The following is a 15,643-nucleotide window of genomic DNA, read 5'->3' on the forward strand; positions in this document are numbered from 1 at the left end:
GGATTTCATCGGGCGTCCACGCTAGCGTCACCCTCCTACGGCGGACGCAGGTAGGGCGGACGTCGCGCAGCGAATAGAGTTGCGGCCATGTGCGGAATCGTGGGGTACGTAGGCGCGCGGTCGGCGCTCGACGTCGTCGTCGAGGGGCTCGCCCGGCTGGAGTACCGGGGCTACGACTCGGCCGGTGTGGCCGTGCTGGCCGACGGGAAGCTGACGACGGCCAAGCGCGCGGGCAAGCTGGTGAACCTGCGCGGGGCGCTGGAGGAGGAGCCGCCGCCGGACAGTACGCTCGGGATGGGCCACACCCGGTGGGCGACGCACGGGGCGCCGACGGACCGCAACGCGCACCCGCACGTCGACTGCACCGGCTCGGTCGCCGTGATCCACAACGGGATCATCGAGAACTTCGCGGCGCTGCGCGCCGAACTGGCCGAGGCCGGGCACGGGCTGGAGTCCGACACCGACACCGAGGCCGTCGCGCACCTGCTGGAGGACGAGCTGAAGGGCGGCGGCGGCCTCGCCGACGCGATGCGCCGCGTCTGCCGCCGCCTGGAGGGCGCGTTCACGCTCGTCGCGATGCACACCGGCGACCCCGACCTGGTCGTCGGCGCCCGCCGCAACTCGCCGCTGGTCGTCGGCGTGGGGGACGGCGAGAACTTCCTCGCCAGCGACGTCGCCGCGTTCATCGCGCACACCCGCGACGCGATCGAGCTCGGCCAGGACCAGGTCGTCGAGCTGCGCGCCGGCGGCGTGACGGTCACCGACTTCGAGGGCCGCCCCGCCGAGGTCAACGAGTACCACGTCGACTGGGACGTGTCGGCCGCCGAGAAGGGCGGCTACGACTACTTCATGCTCAAGGAGATCGCCGAGCAGCCCCGCGCGGTCGCCGACACGCTCCTCGGCCGCATCGGCACCGACGGGCGCCTGCACCTGGACGAGATGCGCCTCGGCGACCGGGAGCTCCGCGAGGTCGACAAGGTCGTCATCGTGGCGTGCGGCACCGCCAACCACGCCGGGATGATCGCCAAGTACGCGATCGAGCACTGGGCCGGCCTGCCGTGCGAGGTCGAGCTGGCGCACGAGTTCCGCTACCGGGACGCGATCCTGTCGCCGACCACGCTGGTCATCGCGATCTCCCAGTCGGGCGAGACGATGGACACGCTGATGGCCGTCCGGCACGCCCGCGAGCAGAAGGCGAAGCTGCTCGCGGTCTGCAACGTCAACGGCTCGACGCTGCCGCGCGAGTGCGACGGCGTCCTCTACACGCACGCGGGCCCCGAGATCGCCGTCGCGTCGACGAAGGCGTTCCTCACCCAGCTCGTCGCCGTCTACCTGATCGCCCTCTACCTCGCGCAGGTCCGGGGCACCAAGTGGGGCGACGAGGTGTTCGCGATGATCCAGCTCCTGGAGCGGATGCCCGAGAAGGTGGACAAGGTCCTCGAGACGATGGAGCCGGTCCGCGAGCTGGCCCGCTCCCTCGCGGGCGAGCGGTGCGTCCTGTTCCTCGGACGGCACGTGGGCTTCCCCGTCGCGCTCGAAGGGGCCCTCAAGCTCAAGGAACTCGCGTACATGCACGCGGAGGGCTTCGCCGCCGGGGAGCTCAAGCACGGCCCGATCGCCCTCATCGAGGAGGGCCTGCCGGTCGTGGTGATCGTCCCGCCGCGCGCCCGCGACGTCCTGCACGACAAGATCGTGTCGAACATCCAGGAGATCCGCGCGCGGGGCGCCCGCACGATCGTGATCGCCGAGGACGGCGACGAGTCGGTCGAGCCGTACGCGGACACGCTGATCCGGCTCCCCGCCGTCCCGACCCTGCTGCAGCCGCTCGTCGCGACCGTCCCGCTGCAGGTGTTCGCGTGCGAACTCGCGACGGCGAAGGGCCACGACGTCGACCAGCCCCGCAACCTCGCGAAGTCCGTCACGGTCGAGTAGGCCCCGCGCCGGGCGGGCCCACGTGAACCGGCATTGACCTGACGTGAGGGCTGACGTTCAATCACTTTGTTGATCGGACATCAATCCTTGCGGGGGTCGTGTTGCGTTCTGTCGGGCTTGCCCGGTTTTGGTCGCCGATGATGACGGTGGCGTTCGGTGTCGCGGCCACGATCGTCCTGGTCATTCTCTCGCCTTTTGTGCTGCGCGAGTTGTTCGCGGGGTCCGCTGTCGATTGGCCGTTGCTGAGCAATATCGGCCAGACCTATGGAGCGGTGTCGGCGCTGCTGGCGGCGGGCGCCCTGGCCCTGCTCGGGTTCTCGGTGGCGCTCCAGGCCAGGGAGGTACGCCATGCCCGGGAACAGGCGGCGCGCACGGCGCAGTTCGAGTTGATGCGAGTGATGCTGGACGATCCGGTTTATCGAGAGGTGGTCGGCTGGAGTGCCCGGGACGGTCTCGCCCCCGACGATTTTCGGCGAGATCTGTATATCAATCTGCTGCTGAACTGGTGGCGGATGCGCTGGGAGTTCAAGGACATGTCCGAGGCGGAGGTGCGGTACGCCGCTCGGGGGGATCTCTTCTCCGGTAACGCGGGGCGCGACTATTGGCGCCGGCGGGGGGAGGCGCGGCTGTCGTTCGTCGCGAACCGCCGGGCCCGACGGTTCGAGAAGATCTTCGCCGAGGAGTACGAGGCGGCGGTGGCCGCCGGTCCGGTCGGGCCGACGCCGGCCCGGTCGGAGGCCGCCCGCGGGGCCGCGAGCCGGCGGGCGGGGGCGGCGGTGGTCGCCCTGGGGGCGGGCGCCGTCGCGGGGATGGCCTGGCGCGTCCTCGCGCGGCGTGCGCGCGGAGGGTGAGACCCGTGGGCGGAGCCGAGGTCTTCGGTCGAGGACCCCGGCTCGCTTCGCCGTCCTGAAGGGTCTGCGAAGTGCCTGTCGTTCACCTGCTCATCGGGGCAGGTCGAACGCCCCCTCCTTCAACCGGTTGATGAAACCGCTCCAGACGGCGCGGTCGAAGGTCAGGACCGGGCTGCGGTCGCCGTACGCGGCGTCCCGTGCCGCGACGAGTTCGGACGGCGACAGAACGGCGACCTCGACACAGGTTCCGTTCGCGTTGCAGTGCGTGCTTCGCCGCCAGCCGCGCCCGATGACATCAAAATCGGACAATTCACGCCTTTCGCTACTATGTAGGCGCCACTGGCCGATGTGTTACCACAGGTCCCGGGCTTCGCTGATCCGCTGCCGGGTTTCGGCGGGAGTGAGCGCTTGGGTCGCGAGGCTGTTGTGTGCGAGGCGATACATGTGGGTGAATCGCTCATCGGCCGAGTGGCTGATGGTGATGCTTTCGATGTGCACGATATCAGGGAACGTGACGTCGTACGCCGGTGGGAACTGCAAGATGGTGAACGACTCGACGACCACGCTTCGCGGTGCCCCCAGCGGGAGGACCTGCAGGGTGACGTGCGGCAGGTTTCCTATATCGAGCAAGTGGTCGAGTTGCTCGCGCATCACATCGGCGCCGCCGACCCGGCGCCGCATTACGGCTTCGTCGATGACGAGCAGCAACTGAGGCGGTTTAGTCCAATGTAGGAGTTCTTGCCGCTTTATTCGCACCTCGATGCGGCGGGTTATTTCCTGCGGCGGCATGGTGGTTATCTCGTTAAATCCTTCGGTGATCCGCCGCGCATACGCCTCGGTTTGCAGCAGACCGGGGACGCAGTTGCTCTCCCATTGCCGGATGGTGCCCGCTTCGGATTCGAGGGCGATGAAGTCGGCGAGGGGGCGCGGCAGGTCGCGGTAGTCCTCCCACCAGCCGCGCTCGCCGGCGTCGCGGGCGAGGGCGAGGAGGTCGTCGCGGCGGTCGCCGCGGACGTCGTACAGGTCGAGCAGGCGCTGGACGTCGGGGATCTTCGCGCCGGTGCGGGCGTTCTCGATGCGGCTCACCTTGGCGGTGGACCAGGCGAGCCGGTCGGCGACCTCGTCGCCGGTCAGCCGCCTGCTCTCGCGGAGCCGGCGGAGCTCGGCGGCCAGGCGCCGCTGCCGGACGGAGGGACCTCGGGAACCGCTCATAGCACGGGCCTCTCCAGCCCTGACGGACTGCTCTGGGGCGCATCCCGCCGCGGGGGGCGCCGCGGCGCGAATACATCTGGACCGATGCGGAAGATTCTACGGCCGGAGATCCTTACCCGCACATGACGTCGCAAGTTGCACTGCAAGCGTCGAATCGGTCGGGGGCGGGTGCCGGGCGCGTCCGCGTGGCACGCTGGGCATGGTGATCGACTCGAGGAGCCGCGAATGAGGTACGCGCACGAGGTCGGCAAGGTGCGGGAGGCCGAGCACGCGCTGATGGCGCGGCTGCCCGAGGGGACGCTGATGCAGCGCGCCGCGGCCGGGCTGGCGTCGGTGTGCGCGCGGCTGCTGCCCGCGGTGTACGGCGCCCGGGTGGTGCTGCTGGTCGGCGGCGGGGACAACGGCGGGGACGCCCTGTACGCGGGGGCCCGGCTGGCGCGGCGGGGCGCCCGGGTCGTCGCGGTGCAGGCGGGTCCGAAAATCCACGAGGCGGGGCTCGCGGCGCTGCGGGCGGCGGGCGGGCGGCTGCGGGACGGCGCGGACGCCGAGCGCGCGGTGCGCGGCGCGGACCTGATCATCGACGGGCTCACCGGCATCGGCGGCACCGGCGGCCTGCGGGAACCGCACGCGCGGCTCGCGGCGCTCGCGTCGGAGGCGACGGGGTTCGTGGTGGCGTGCGACGTGCCGAGCGGGGTGGACGCGAGCACCGGGTGCGTCGAGGGCGCGGCCGTGCACGCGGACGTGACGGTCACGTTCGGCACCTACAAGCCGGGGCTGCTGATCGATCCCGGGGCGGCGCACTGCGGCGTCGTCGAGCTGGTCGACATCGGCCTCGGCGGCGACCTGCCGGACCCGGACGTCGTCGCGGCGCGGCCCGCGGACGTGCAGCCGCCCGAGCCCGGCGCCGAGTCCGACAAGTACCGGCGCGGGGTCGTCGGCGTGCTGGCGGGCGGGGACGCGTTCACCGGCGCGGCGGTGCTGTGCGCGGGCGGCGCGGTGCGCGGCGGCGCCGGGATGGTGCGGTTCGCGTCGGTGGCGCATCCGGTGGAGCTGGTGCGGCGGCGGTGGCCGGAGGCGGTCACGACCGTGCTGGAGCCGGGGACGCCGGGCGACAAGGCGCTGGAGCAGATCGGACGGGTGCAGGCGTGGGTGGTCGGCCCGGGGCTCGGCACCGGGGAGGCCGCCGCGTCGCTCGTCGCGGCCGTGCTGGCGACCGAGCTGCCGGTCCTCGTCGACGCGGACGGCCTGACGATCGTCGCGCGGCGCCGCGCGCTGCTGCGCCGTCCGGCCCCGACCGTCCTGACCCCGCACGCGGGCGAGCTGGCGCGGCTGCTCGGGGCGGACCGGGACGCCGTCGAGGCGCGCCGCCTGGAGCACGTGCGGCGCGCGGCGGACGAGCTGGGCGCGACCGTCCTGCTGAAGGGGTCGACGACGCTCGTCGCCGAGCAGGACCGCCCGGTGCGGGTGAACCCGACGGGGACGCCGCGGCTCGCGACGGCCGGGACGGGCGACGTCCTGTCGGGGCTCGTCGGGGCGCTGCTGGCGGGCGGCATGTCCGCGCTGGACGCGGCGGCGGGCGGCGCCTACCTGCACGGACTCGCCGGACGCCTCGCGTCCGCGGGCGCGGACGGGCGGGAGGCGCCGATCACCCCGCAGGACGTCGTCGAGGCGATCCCGGCGGCGTTCCGCACGCTCGTGTAGCGACTCACCGTGATCGTGCCCGGTCATGGCCGGGTTGGCGGCACACTGGGTAACCATGAGGGTTCCTGCGGAGGCGCGCGTCGGCCTGGACGCCATCGGCCACAACATCGGGGTGCTGCGCGAGCGTGCGGGCGGCGCCGAGGTCATGGCGATGGTGAAGGCGGAGGCGTACGGGCACGGGCTCGTGGAGGCGGCCCGCGCGGCGCTCGCCGGCGGGGCCGGGTGGCTGGGCGTCGCGAAGCTCGCCGAGGCGCTGCGGCTGCGCGAGGCGGGGGTGCAGGCGCGGACGCTGGCGTGCGTGCTGGTCCCCGGTGAGCCGTTCGCCGACGCGGTCGCCCGCGACATCGATCTCACCGCGGGCTCGCCCGGGCTGGTGGCGGAGATCGCCGCGGCGGCCGGACGGGCGGGACGTCCGGCGCGCGTCCACCTGAAGGCCGACACGGGCATGACGCGCGGCGGCGCCGCCGGGGAGGACTGGGCCGCGCTGGTGGAGGCCGCGCTGAAGGCGGAGGCCGACGGGCTGGTGCGGGTCGCGGGCATCATGTCGCACCTGGCGTGCGCGGACGAGCCGGGCCACCCGTCGATCGCGCGGCAGGTCGCGGCGTTCACCGACATGGTGGCGCTCGCGGAGCGGGCGGGCGCGCGGCCGGAGGTGCGGCACCTGGCGAACTCGGCGGCGACGCTGACGCTCCCCGAGGCCCGCTTCGACCTGGTCCGTCCGGGCATCGCGACGTACGGGCTGACGCCGGTGCCGGCGGCGGGGACGTTCGGGCTGCGGCCCGCGATGACGCTGGTCGCGGACGCCGCGCTGGTCAAGCGCGTCCCGGCGGGCAGCGGCGTGTCGTACGGGCACACGTACGTGACGGAGCGGGAGACGAACGTCGCGGTCGTCCCGGTGGGCTACGGGGACGGCGTCCCGCGGCACGGGTCGAACCTGCTGGAGGTCCTCGCGGGCGGACGGCGGCGGCGGATCGCCGGGCGGGTCTGCATGGACCAGTTCGTCATCGACCTCGGCGACGACGCGATGGCGGCGGGGGACGAGATCGTCCTGTTCGGCCCCGGCGACCGGGGCGAGCCCACGGCGCAGGAGTGGGCGGACGCGCTGGGGACGATCTCGTATGAGATCGTCACCCGGATCGGATCACGCGTGCCGCGGGCGTACTCCGGCGGCGGGGCGTAGGGAAGGCGCGGGGATGGAGAGCAGGACGAGGCGCAGGGTCGGCCTCGCGGGCGCGGTGGCGGGCGCCGCGGCCGGCGCGGGCGCGGCGGCGGTGGGGCTGCGGCACCTCGCCGTGGGCCGCAAGCGGTTGCGGCCGGATCCGGACGCGGGCGAGCAGTTCGGCGAGCTGCGCGGCCGGGAGCTGGTCGTGGAGGGCGACGACGGGCTCGCGCTGCACGTCGAGGTGGAGGGCCCCGACGACGCGGACCTGACGGTCGTGTTCTGCCACGGCTTCGCCCTCAACCAGGACGCGTGGCACTACCAGCGCCGCGACCTGCGCGGCCGGGTCCGGATGGTGTTCTGGGACCAGCGCAGCCACGGGCGGTCCGGGCGGAGCGTGCCGACCCGCGCGACGGTCGACCGGACGGGCGCCGACCTGGAGGCGGTGCTGGCCGCGACGGTCGGGCCGGACGAGCCGGTGGTGCTCGTCGGGCACTCGATGGGCGGCATGACGATCATGGCGCTGGCGGAGCGGCGGCCGGAGCTGTTCGCGCGGCGGGTCGTGGGCGTCGCGCTGGTGAACACCTCGTGCGGGAACATGGCGGAGCTGACGCTGGGGCTGCCGATGGTGGTGGCGAAGGCGGTGCGGCCGCTGGCGCCGGGCGCCCTGCGGGGCCTCGGGCGGCGGGCCGCCCTGGTGGAGCGCGCCCGCGGGCTGGGCACCGACCTGGCGTTCGTCGTCACCCGCAAGGTGGCGTTCGCCGACCGGCGCGTCAGCCCGAGCGTCGTCGCGTTCCTCGACGACATGATCCGGGACACGCCGATCGACGTGATCGCGGAGTTCTACCCGGCGCTGATCGGCCACGACAAGTCGGCGGCGCTGGACGTCCTGGCGAAGGTCCCGGCGCTGGTGCTGGTGGGCGGCCGCGACAAGCTGACCCCGGCCGCGCACGGCCGCCGCATCGCGGCGGCGCTGCCGGACGCGGAGCTGGTCGAGGTGGAGGAGGCGGGGCACGTGCTGCCGCTGGAGTACCCGGGCGTGGTCACCGGGGGGCTGCGGCGGCTGCTCGGGCGGGTCCGGCCGGAGAGCGGAGACGTGGAGGAGCGCACGGCGTGAGCGGACGGGATGCGGGCGGACGGGACGCGGGCGGACGGGACGCGGGCGGACGGGACGCGGGCGGACGGGATGCGGGCGGACGGGACGCGCGGGAGCGGGCGGTGACCGAGCGGACGGCGACGGTCCCGACGTCGGCGGACATGCACCGGCTGGGCGTCCGGCTGGGCGGCCTGCTGGCGCCCGGGGACCTGCTGGTCCTGTCGGGCGACCTCGGCGCGGGCAAGACGACGCTGACGCAGGGCATCGGGGAGGGGCTGAAGGTCCGCGGGCCGGTCACCTCGCCGACGTTCGTGATCGCGCGCGTCCATCCGTCGCTGGTGGACGGGCCCCCGCTGGTGCACGTGGACGCCTACCGGCTGGGGGGTTTCGCGGAACTGGACGACCTCGACCTGGACGCGTCCGTCGACGAATCCGTGACGGTCGTGGAATGGGGAGAAGGGCTCGCGGAGGGGCTCGCGGAGGAGCGCCTGGAAATGATCATTTCGCGGGGCGGCGGGACCGATGAGACGCGCGAAGTAAGGATCGTCGGGGTCGGTCATCGCTGGTCCGACCTGGAGCGGGACCTCTGAAGCGGCGAACCTGAAAAGTCTTCACTTTTTGCCGGAATCAGTTGGTTCACTTTACGGCGACATGTCGTACTCTTTGCCGGAACAACCTCTCTGCGCGACTAATCGATTTCCTCATGCGGGAGTGGGATCCGGTGAGTGGTAGCCATCGCAGCGGTGATGACCGCGACAGCTACCGCGGCCCGGGCGGTGGCCCCAGCGGCGGGCACCGCGCGGACGGCGGTGGGTACGGCACGGGCGGTTCCGGTGAGCGGGCCGTCCGCCCCGGCACGGGCGGGTACCCCGAGGACCCCCTCACCTCCCCGATCGGATCCCCGACGTCCGGGTATCCCACGGTCGGCGGCGGCTCCGAGACCGGCCGCTACTCGTCCGGCCGCTACTCGTCCGGCGGGCCCCCGTCCGGCGGGTACGACACCGGCGGGTATGCGACCGGCGGGTACGGCACCGGCGGGTATGCGACCGGCGGGTACGCCACGGGCGGCTACTCCCAGGCGAGCGGCTCCGGCCAGTACACGTCCGGCGCCCAGGGGTCGGGCGGCTACGCGCAGGGCGGGGGCGGCTACGGCCAGGAGCCCGCGGGCTCCGCGTCCGGCGGCTACCCGCAGGCGGACGACTCGGGCCGGTACGCGTCGGGCGCCCGGTACCCCTCCGGAGGGTACGAGCGGACGAGCGGAACCGGCGGCCGCCCGCAGACCACCGGGTCCACCGGGTCCACCGGGTCCACCGGGTACGAGGCCGACGCCGGACGGTACGCCGACTCCCGCCGCTCGGACGGCGGCGGCGAGTACGCGCGCGGCGCGCGGAGCCCGCGGGACTCGTCCGGGCGCGGCGGGTACCGCACCGGGACCGGCAGCCACCGCATCGTGCGCGAGGAGCGCCGCGGGCGCCGCTGGGGGATCGTCCTCGCCGGGGCCTGCGCGGGCATCGCGGCGTGCGTGCTCGCCGTGTTCGTCGTCATGTCCGGGAGCGGGACGGACGGCGGGGACGGCACCGGGCGGATCGTCGGCAGCGGCGCGTCCGAGAGCGCGTCGGCCGGGACCACCGAGTTCACGGGCGTCCCCGACTCGTGCACCATCGTCGACGGGGACCTCATCAAGAAGCTCGCGCCGGACGCGGAGCGCGACGAGGCCGACAACTACCAGGGCAACGACCGGCAGACGCAGTGCGTGTGGGGCGTCTACACCGGCGACCAGAAGCGGCAGCTCACCGTCGAGCTGCGCGCGGTCGAGCCCGCGGGCGGGCAGCCGGCGGCCGCGGCGGCGCAGCGGACGTACGCGGCGGAGCAGAAGGCCGACGAGGCGGGCGAGGCGCTGCTCGCGGGGCAGGAGCTCACCGACAAGCGGCGGCTCGACGGCGTCGGCGACGAGGGGTACGTCGTCTACAGCGTCGACGACCAGCACGGGACGGGCGAGGCGATCGCGAACGTCCGGTTCGTCAACGTGCTCGTGACGATCCACTACGGCGGGTCGGCGGGCGACGACCCGCTGAGCTACGACGCGGCGGGCGACGGCGCGGTCGAGGTCGTCGAGGCGGTGCTGGCGAAGCTCGCGGAGTCGTGAGCCCGCGCCGGGGCGGGCGGAGGAGTCCCGGGGGCGTCCGGCCTGCACTACCCTTGTAATCCGTGCTGGTCTTGGCTTTCGACACCGCGACCGCCGCGGTCACCGTGGCGCTGTACGAGTGGGTTCCGGGCGAGGGCGCCGCGTGCCGCGCCGCGTCCGAGGCCGTCGACCGGCGCAAGCACACCGAGCTGCTCACCCCGTCGATCGCGCGGGTGATGGCGGACGCGGGCGCGGCGCCGGACGACCTGAGCGCGATCGCCGTCGGGGTCGGCCCCGGCCCCTACACGGGCCTGCGGGTCGGGCTCGTCACGGCGCGCGCCATGGGCGACGCCCTCAAGGTCCCCGTGCACGGCGTCTGCACGCTGGACGTGCTCGCCTGGGCGACCGGACGCGACGAGCCGTTCGTCGTCGCGACGGACGCGCGCCGCAAGGAGCTGTACTGGGCGCGCTACAACTCGGCTCGCGCGCGCGCCACGGAACCCGCGGTCGGGCCGCCGGCGGAGGTGGAGGCCGAGGGGCTTCCGGTCGTCGGCGAGGGCGCCGCACTGTACTTCGGGGACGCCGCGCAGGAGCCGATGCTGCCGGACGCGAAGGCGCTCGCCGAACTGGCCGTCACGCGGCTGTCCGGCCGCCGGGGCCCCGACCTGCTGCCGCCCGAGCCGCTGTACCTGCGCCGACCCGACGCGAAGGAGCCGGGCCCGCGCAAGAAGGTGACGCCGGTATGACCGCCGCCGGTCCGGGCGGCCCCGCGGCCGGCGGGCCCGGGGCGGAGATCGTCCTGCGGGACATGACGGACGCCGACCTCCCGGCCGTCCACCTGCTGGAGCAGGCCCTCTTCCCCGACGACGCGTGGACCGAGCGGATGCTGCGGGAGGAGCTGGCCGGGCAGCCGGGCACCCGCCGGTACGTGGTCGCCGAGACGCCCGGCGGCGAGGTCGTCGGCTACGCGGGGCTCGCGAGCGCGGGCGGGCAGGCGGACGTCCAGACGATCGGCGTCGCGCCCGGCCGGCGCGGCGCGGGGATCGGCGCGCTGCTGCTCACCGAGCTGATCGACGAGGCGGTGCGGCGCGGCAGCGAGGGCCTGTTCCTGGAGGTGCGGGTCGACAACGCCCCGGCCCGCCGGCTCTACGAGCGGTTCGGGTTCGAGCAGATCGGCATCCGCGAGCGCTACTACCAGCCCGCGGACGTGGACGCGGCGGTGATGTTCCGCAGGCTGCGGGAGCGTCCGCCCGTGGGCTTCACCAGGGAGGACACGTGATCGGGGACTCCGAGCCGCTGGTGCTCGGCATCGAGACGTCGTGCGACGAGACCGGCGTCGGCATCGTCCGGGGGCGCACGCTGCTGGCGGACGCCATCGCGTCCAGCGTCGAGCAGCACGCGCGGTTCGGCGGCGTCGTGCCCGAGGTCGCGTCCCGCGCGCACCTGGAGGCGATGGGCCCGACGGTCGAGCGGGCGCTCGCCGACGCGGGCGTCGCGTTCGCCGACGTGGACGCGTTCGCCGTGACCGCCGGGCCGGGGCTGCCGGGCGCGCTGATGGTCGGCGTCGCGGCGGCGAAGGCGTACGCGCTGTCGCTCGGCAAGCCGCTGTACGGGGTGAACCACCTGGCCGCGCACGTGTGCGTCGACCAGCTCGAGCACGGCCCGCTGCCGAAGCCGTGCGTGGCGCTGCTGGTGTCGGGCGGGCACTCGTCGATCCTGCTGGTGCCGGACGTCGCGTCGGACGTCCGGTCCCTCGGCAGCACCGTGGACGACGCGGCCGGGGAGGCGTTCGACAAGGTCGCGCGGGTCCTCGACCTCGGGTTCCCGGGCGGCCCGGTGATCGACCGGATGGCCCGGGACGGCGACCCGGCGGCGATCGCGTTCCCGCGCGGCAAGTACAACGACGGCACCTACGACTTCTCGTTCTCCGGCCTGAAGACGGCCGTGGCGCGCTGGGTGGAGGCGCGGCAGCGGGCGGGCGAGCCGGTGCCGGTCGCGGACGTCGCGGCGTCCTTCCAGGAGGCCGTGGTGGACGTGCTCGTCCACAAGGCGCTGAAGGTCTGCAAGGACAACGGCGCCCGCGACCTGCTGATCGGCGGCGGCGTCGCGGCGAACTCGCGGCTGCGGGCGCTCGCCGCGGAGCGCTGCGAGAAGGCGGGCGTGCGGCTGCGCGTGCCGCGCCCGAAGCTGTGCACCGACAACGGCGCGATGGTCGCGGCGCTCGGCTCGGAGCTGGTGTCGGCCGGTCTGGCGCCGTCCGAGCTGGCGCTCCCGGCCGACTCCAGCCTCCCGATCGAGTCCGTGACGCTGTAGCGGCGCGGCGGCGCCGCGGGCGGGGCGGTCAGCCGCGCAGCTCGGCGAGCAGCGCGGCCAGGTAGTCCTCCAGGAGCGGGACGGTCGCCTCGTCGATCGTCCGGTCGCCGTCCTCGGGGAGCAGCTCCAGGACGCACCGGACGTCCCAGTACGGGTCGTGCGCGTGCCCCCCCGACACCATGTCGAACGTCGACCGGAACCGGTCGGCGACGGACCGGCCGTACCGGACGGCGAGGCCGAGCCGCATGCGCGCGACGTCGACCTCGACCGGCCCGGACGACGCGTCGGACCAGTCGACGACGCCGGTGAGCCGCCCGTACGTCCACAGCGTGTTGTCGGCGTGGTAGTCGCGGTGGATGAACCGGGCGGGCGCCTCGGGGGCGGGGCCCGACGCCGCCTCGAACGCGCGCTCCCACAGCTCGGGGCGCAGCGCGTGCTCGGGCGGGACCCGCACGTCGAGCCGGTTGTGCGGGACGTACGGCGGCATCGTCCCGGCGCCGTTCACCCCGTGCACCAGCAGGAGCGCGGCGGCGAGCTGGATCAGGTACTCGGGGAGGTCGTCGGGGGAGGGGCGCGGAGGGTGGCCGTCCAGCCGGGAGATCAGCAGGGCGGGGGCGTCGCAGTGCGCGCCGGCCGGGTCGGCGGCGACCAGCGAGGGGGTCGCGAGGGCGGTGCCGGCGAGCAGGGCGAGTGCGGCGATCTCGCGCTCCGGGGAGAACTCGGCCTCGCCGAACGACCGCCGCGCCGCGTTCCCGCCCGCGCCGCCCGCGGGGGCGGCGGCGTCCGCGCGGGGGTCGCCGCCCGGCGCGTCCCGGACCGTCCAGCGGCGCAGCACGAGCCGGTGCGCGCTGCCGGACGGACTCTCGACCAGCAGCGCGTGGTTGGCGTGCGCGGTGCCGCCGGGGAGGGGGCGCACCATCCGCACCTCGGCGCCCTTCCCGAGGCACTCCTCGACCCAGCGCAGCGTGGCGTCGCCGGGCGGGGCGCCGAGCGGTTGGCTGAGAGCCTGAGTATGGGTCACGAGATCCATGAAAACGGATTCCGAACGGTATTGGGAGTGATTTTGCGAAGACGGAACGTAACAAACAGCACGTCATCGCCGTCTCGGCCCACCGGCCTTTCGGTCATCGAACCCATTTAACGGACGAACTTCGCAGATTCCGTTCGGTATCCACCCGTTTCCGAACAGTATTCGGCGTCCCGCGCCCGCCCGGAACGCGAAACGGGTGGGGCCCGGACGGCCCCACCCGCGATCCCCGACCGGACGCCCCGCCGCGCCCGGCTCAGTCCTTGCCGTCCCGCCGCGGCCGCAGCAGCGCCTCGGCCAGCGCCAGCATCGTCTCCTCCAGCGTCGACAACCGCTTCAGCACGTCCTCGTGCACCGCGCCGACCTGCTTCGACACGTCGTCGTGCACGCTCTCGACCTTCCGGCCCACCTCGTCCTCGACGTGCGAGAACCGCTTGGTGAACTCGGCCTGCACCGCCTCGGCGCGGCGGCCCACCTCGTGGTGCACGCCCTCCATCCGCCGGACGAAGTCGTCCTGGACGCCGCCGACCTGCCGGGCCACGTCCTCCTGCAGGTTGCCGACCTGCTTGGCGACGTCCTCGTGGATGCCGCCCACCTGCCGCGTGACGTCGTCGTGCACGCCGCTGACCTGCCGGGACACCTCGTGGTGCACCGACTCCACCTGCTTGGTCACGTCGATGTGCACCGACTCCACGCGGCGCGACACGATGTCGACCTGCGTGGTGAACTCCTCCAGCGCCCCCTCGACCTTCTTCGAGACCTCCTCGTGGATGCCCTCGATCCGCTTGCGGACGTCGTCGTGGACGTCGTCGAACCGGCGGCCGAACTCGTCCATCCGGCGGGCGACGTCGCTGTAGGCCGTCTCGGCGATCTCCGACATCGTCGCCTTGACCTCGTCGCGGTCGGGACGCGCCCGCAGCTCCTCGACGAGCGGGTCCACGGCGTCGGCGAGGTGCTTCTCCAGGGCGTCGAACCGGTCGCCGTGGTCGGGCGCCGGGCGCTGCACCAGCTCGGTCAGCATCCGGTGCACGCCGGTGATCTCCAGCGCGTCCGGGAGCCGGGCGATCCGCTCGCCCACGCCGTCGATCCGCCCCTCCAGGCTCTCGAACCGGCCGTCGACGCCCTCCAGCTTGCCCGACAGGCCCTCGAGCCGCCCGTCCACGCCGTCCAGCCGGCCGTCCAGCCCGTCCAGCCGCCCGCCGACGCCCTCGACGCGCCCGCTGACCGCCTCCAGCCCCTGCTCCATCCGCTCGGCCATCTCGCCGAGCGACTGGTCCACCCGCGCGGTGACGCCGTTGATCGAATGCTCCAGCCGCTCCGAGCGGTGCCCCAGCTCCGCGAGCGACTTGTCGAGCCGGTTGAAGCGGACGGACGCGGCCTCCATGCTGCCCTGCAGCTTGTCGAGCCGCTTGGTCATCTCGTCCATCCGCTGCGACGCCTGCTGCGTGACGTCGGTGATGTGCTGCGCGGAGTCGAGGATCGTCTGGAGGCGGTTCAAGCCCTCGTCGACGTGCTCGGCGACGACGCCGACATCGGCCCACAGCGCCGGGAGCTCGGCGACCGGCTTGACCTTCTCGCCGACGGACTCGATGTGCAGGGCGAGGCCCTCGGCCCACTCGGGGGGCTTGCCCGCGAGGTCGTCCACCTGCCCGCGGACGCTCTCGATCTGCCCGGTCAGCCCGCTGAGCTCCCGCTCCCGGACCTCCCGCAGCAGCCACTCCATCCCTTCCAGCCGCTGCCGTATCTCATCCAGGACCTGACCCTGCGAGCGCTGTTCGTAGACGTGGTCCTGCGCCGCACGGGCGAGCAACTCCCGCATCCGATCCGAGACCGGTTGACCCCCTGTCTGCAGGAAGTTGTGATTCGTTTCCACCGGAGCTCCTTCGTGTGCCGATGCGATGAAAAGGCGCACGGCAATGAATCGTGAAGCCGCCACTCTAGTGCGTGTAGAGCGCCGCTATAACGGGTAGTAGAAAACGTTGCGAGTTCCGTGGAATGCACGCGTTACCCGACTGGTGGAAAAGGTCGGAGATCGCCATTCTTGGCGAGGAATTCCCGGTTCGATGGCACTCGCCGCGAATGCGGGTGTGCGGCCTGGCTTGTCCGCCGGTCGGGACGGGGGCGCCGTGGGGCGCCGTGTCCGTACATCTCGCCCAACATCGGCAGTTCCCGAGCCCCCGCCGGACGGCCGCGGCCGGGCCCGCACGCGCCGCGCGCGGGCCCGCGG

General features: G+C 73.7%; 14 protein-coding genes. 10 read left to right on the forward strand and 4 right to left on the reverse strand.

Annotation, left to right across the window (positions count from 1 at the left end):
* Nucleotides 1–87 precede the first annotated feature (87 nt).
* Both glmS and H505_RS44120 read left to right on the forward strand, forming a co-directional pair.
* The gene (gene glmS / locus H505_RS0124595) at nucleotides 88–1,932 is read left to right on the forward strand and encodes a glutamine--fructose-6-phosphate transaminase (isomerizing) (protein ID WP_026404105.1); all 1,845 of its coding nucleotides are present in this window, start codon (nucleotides 88–90) and stop codon (nucleotides 1,930–1,932) included.
* Between the two features lie 137 nt (nucleotides 1,933–2,069).
* A complete protein-coding gene (locus tag H505_RS44120) occupies nucleotides 2,070–2,783 on the forward strand; it encodes a DUF6082 family protein (RefSeq protein ID WP_051301112.1) in 714 nt (237 codons plus the stop codon).
* 90 nt (nucleotides 2,784–2,873) lie between these two features.
* Here H505_RS44120 and H505_RS0124605 read toward each other — a convergent pair whose 3' ends face one another.
* Together H505_RS0124605 and H505_RS44125 are read right to left on the reverse strand one after the other, a co-directional pair.
* Nucleotides 2,874–3,092, reverse strand: a complete 219-nt coding sequence (locus H505_RS0124605) for a DUF397 domain-containing protein (RefSeq protein WP_026404106.1) — start codon at nucleotides 3,090–3,092, stop codon at nucleotides 2,874–2,876.
* A 42-nt stretch (nucleotides 3,093–3,134) separates the two neighbouring features.
* Complete coding sequence (locus tag H505_RS44125) at nucleotides 3,135–3,995, reverse strand: helix-turn-helix domain-containing protein (protein ID WP_034519614.1); 861 nt, start codon at nucleotides 3,993–3,995, stop codon at nucleotides 3,135–3,137.
* A 225-nt stretch (nucleotides 3,996–4,220) separates the two neighbouring features.
* Here H505_RS44125 and H505_RS0124615 point away from each other — a divergent pair, with 225 nt between their 5' ends.
* The 8 genes from H505_RS0124615 to tsaD all read left to right on the forward strand — a co-directional run bounded on the left by H505_RS0124615 (nucleotide 4,221) and on the right by tsaD (nucleotide 12,389).
* The gene (locus tag H505_RS0124615; protein WP_026404107.1) at nucleotides 4,221–5,696 is read left to right on the forward strand and encodes a bifunctional ADP-dependent NAD(P)H-hydrate dehydratase/NAD(P)H-hydrate epimerase; all 1,476 of its coding nucleotides are present in this window, start codon (nucleotides 4,221–4,223) and stop codon (nucleotides 5,694–5,696) included.
* Nucleotides 5,697–5,751: 55 nt separating this feature from the next.
* Nucleotides 5,752–6,876 carry an alanine racemase gene (gene alr, locus H505_RS0124620; RefSeq protein WP_026404108.1) on the forward strand — a complete coding sequence of 375 codons (1,125 nt, stop codon included), beginning with the start codon at nucleotides 5,752–5,754 and terminating at the stop codon, nucleotides 6,874–6,876.
* 13 nt (nucleotides 6,877–6,889) lie between these two features.
* A complete protein-coding gene (locus H505_RS0124625) occupies nucleotides 6,890–7,972 on the forward strand; it encodes an alpha/beta fold hydrolase (protein ID WP_026404109.1) in 1,083 nt (360 codons plus the stop codon).
* 140 nt (nucleotides 7,973–8,112) lie between these two features.
* Nucleotides 8,113–8,541, forward strand: coding sequence for a tRNA (adenosine(37)-N6)-threonylcarbamoyltransferase complex ATPase subunit type 1 TsaE (tsaE, locus tag H505_RS0124635; RefSeq protein WP_051301117.1), 429 nt, complete (start codon nucleotides 8,113–8,115; stop codon nucleotides 8,539–8,541).
* A 131-nt stretch (nucleotides 8,542–8,672) separates the two neighbouring features.
* Complete coding sequence (locus H505_RS50040) at nucleotides 8,673–10,097, forward strand: hypothetical protein (RefSeq protein ID WP_157433112.1); 1,425 nt, start codon at nucleotides 8,673–8,675, stop codon at nucleotides 10,095–10,097.
* A gap of 62 nt (nucleotides 10,098–10,159) precedes the next feature.
* Entirely contained in the window at nucleotides 10,160–10,822 is a 663-nt protein-coding gene (gene tsaB, locus H505_RS0124645) for a tRNA (adenosine(37)-N6)-threonylcarbamoyltransferase complex dimerization subunit type 1 TsaB (protein ID WP_026404112.1), read from the forward strand.
* Complete coding sequence (gene rimI / locus H505_RS0124650) at nucleotides 10,819–11,355, forward strand: ribosomal protein S18-alanine N-acetyltransferase (RefSeq protein WP_026404113.1); 537 nt, start codon at nucleotides 10,819–10,821, stop codon at nucleotides 11,353–11,355. The genes tsaB and rimI overlap by 4 nt, the downstream gene beginning before the upstream one ends.
* Complete coding sequence (gene tsaD / locus H505_RS0124655) at nucleotides 11,352–12,389, forward strand: tRNA (adenosine(37)-N6)-threonylcarbamoyltransferase complex transferase subunit TsaD (protein WP_026404114.1); 1,038 nt, start codon at nucleotides 11,352–11,354, stop codon at nucleotides 12,387–12,389. The genes rimI and tsaD overlap by 4 nt, the downstream gene beginning before the upstream one ends.
* A 28-nt stretch (nucleotides 12,390–12,417) precedes the next feature.
* Here tsaD and H505_RS0124660 read toward each other — a convergent pair whose 3' ends face one another.
* Both H505_RS0124660 and H505_RS0124665 read right to left on the reverse strand, forming a co-directional pair.
* Nucleotides 12,418–13,419, reverse strand: coding sequence for an aminoglycoside phosphotransferase family protein (locus tag H505_RS0124660; RefSeq protein ID WP_026404115.1), 1,002 nt, complete (start codon nucleotides 13,417–13,419; stop codon nucleotides 12,418–12,420).
* Nucleotides 13,420–13,672: 253 nt separating this feature from the next.
* Nucleotides 13,673–15,235 (reverse strand): hypothetical protein, encoded by a 1,563-nt coding sequence (locus H505_RS0124665; RefSeq protein ID WP_051301113.1) that lies wholly within the window; start codon nucleotides 15,233–15,235, stop codon nucleotides 13,673–13,675.
* Nucleotides 15,236–15,643 lie beyond the last annotated feature (408 nt).

It is taken from the genome of Actinomadura rifamycini DSM 43936 (assembly GCF_000425065.1).
Taxonomy (GTDB): domain Bacteria; phylum Actinomycetota; class Actinomycetes; order Streptosporangiales; family Streptosporangiaceae; genus Spirillospora; species Spirillospora rifamycini.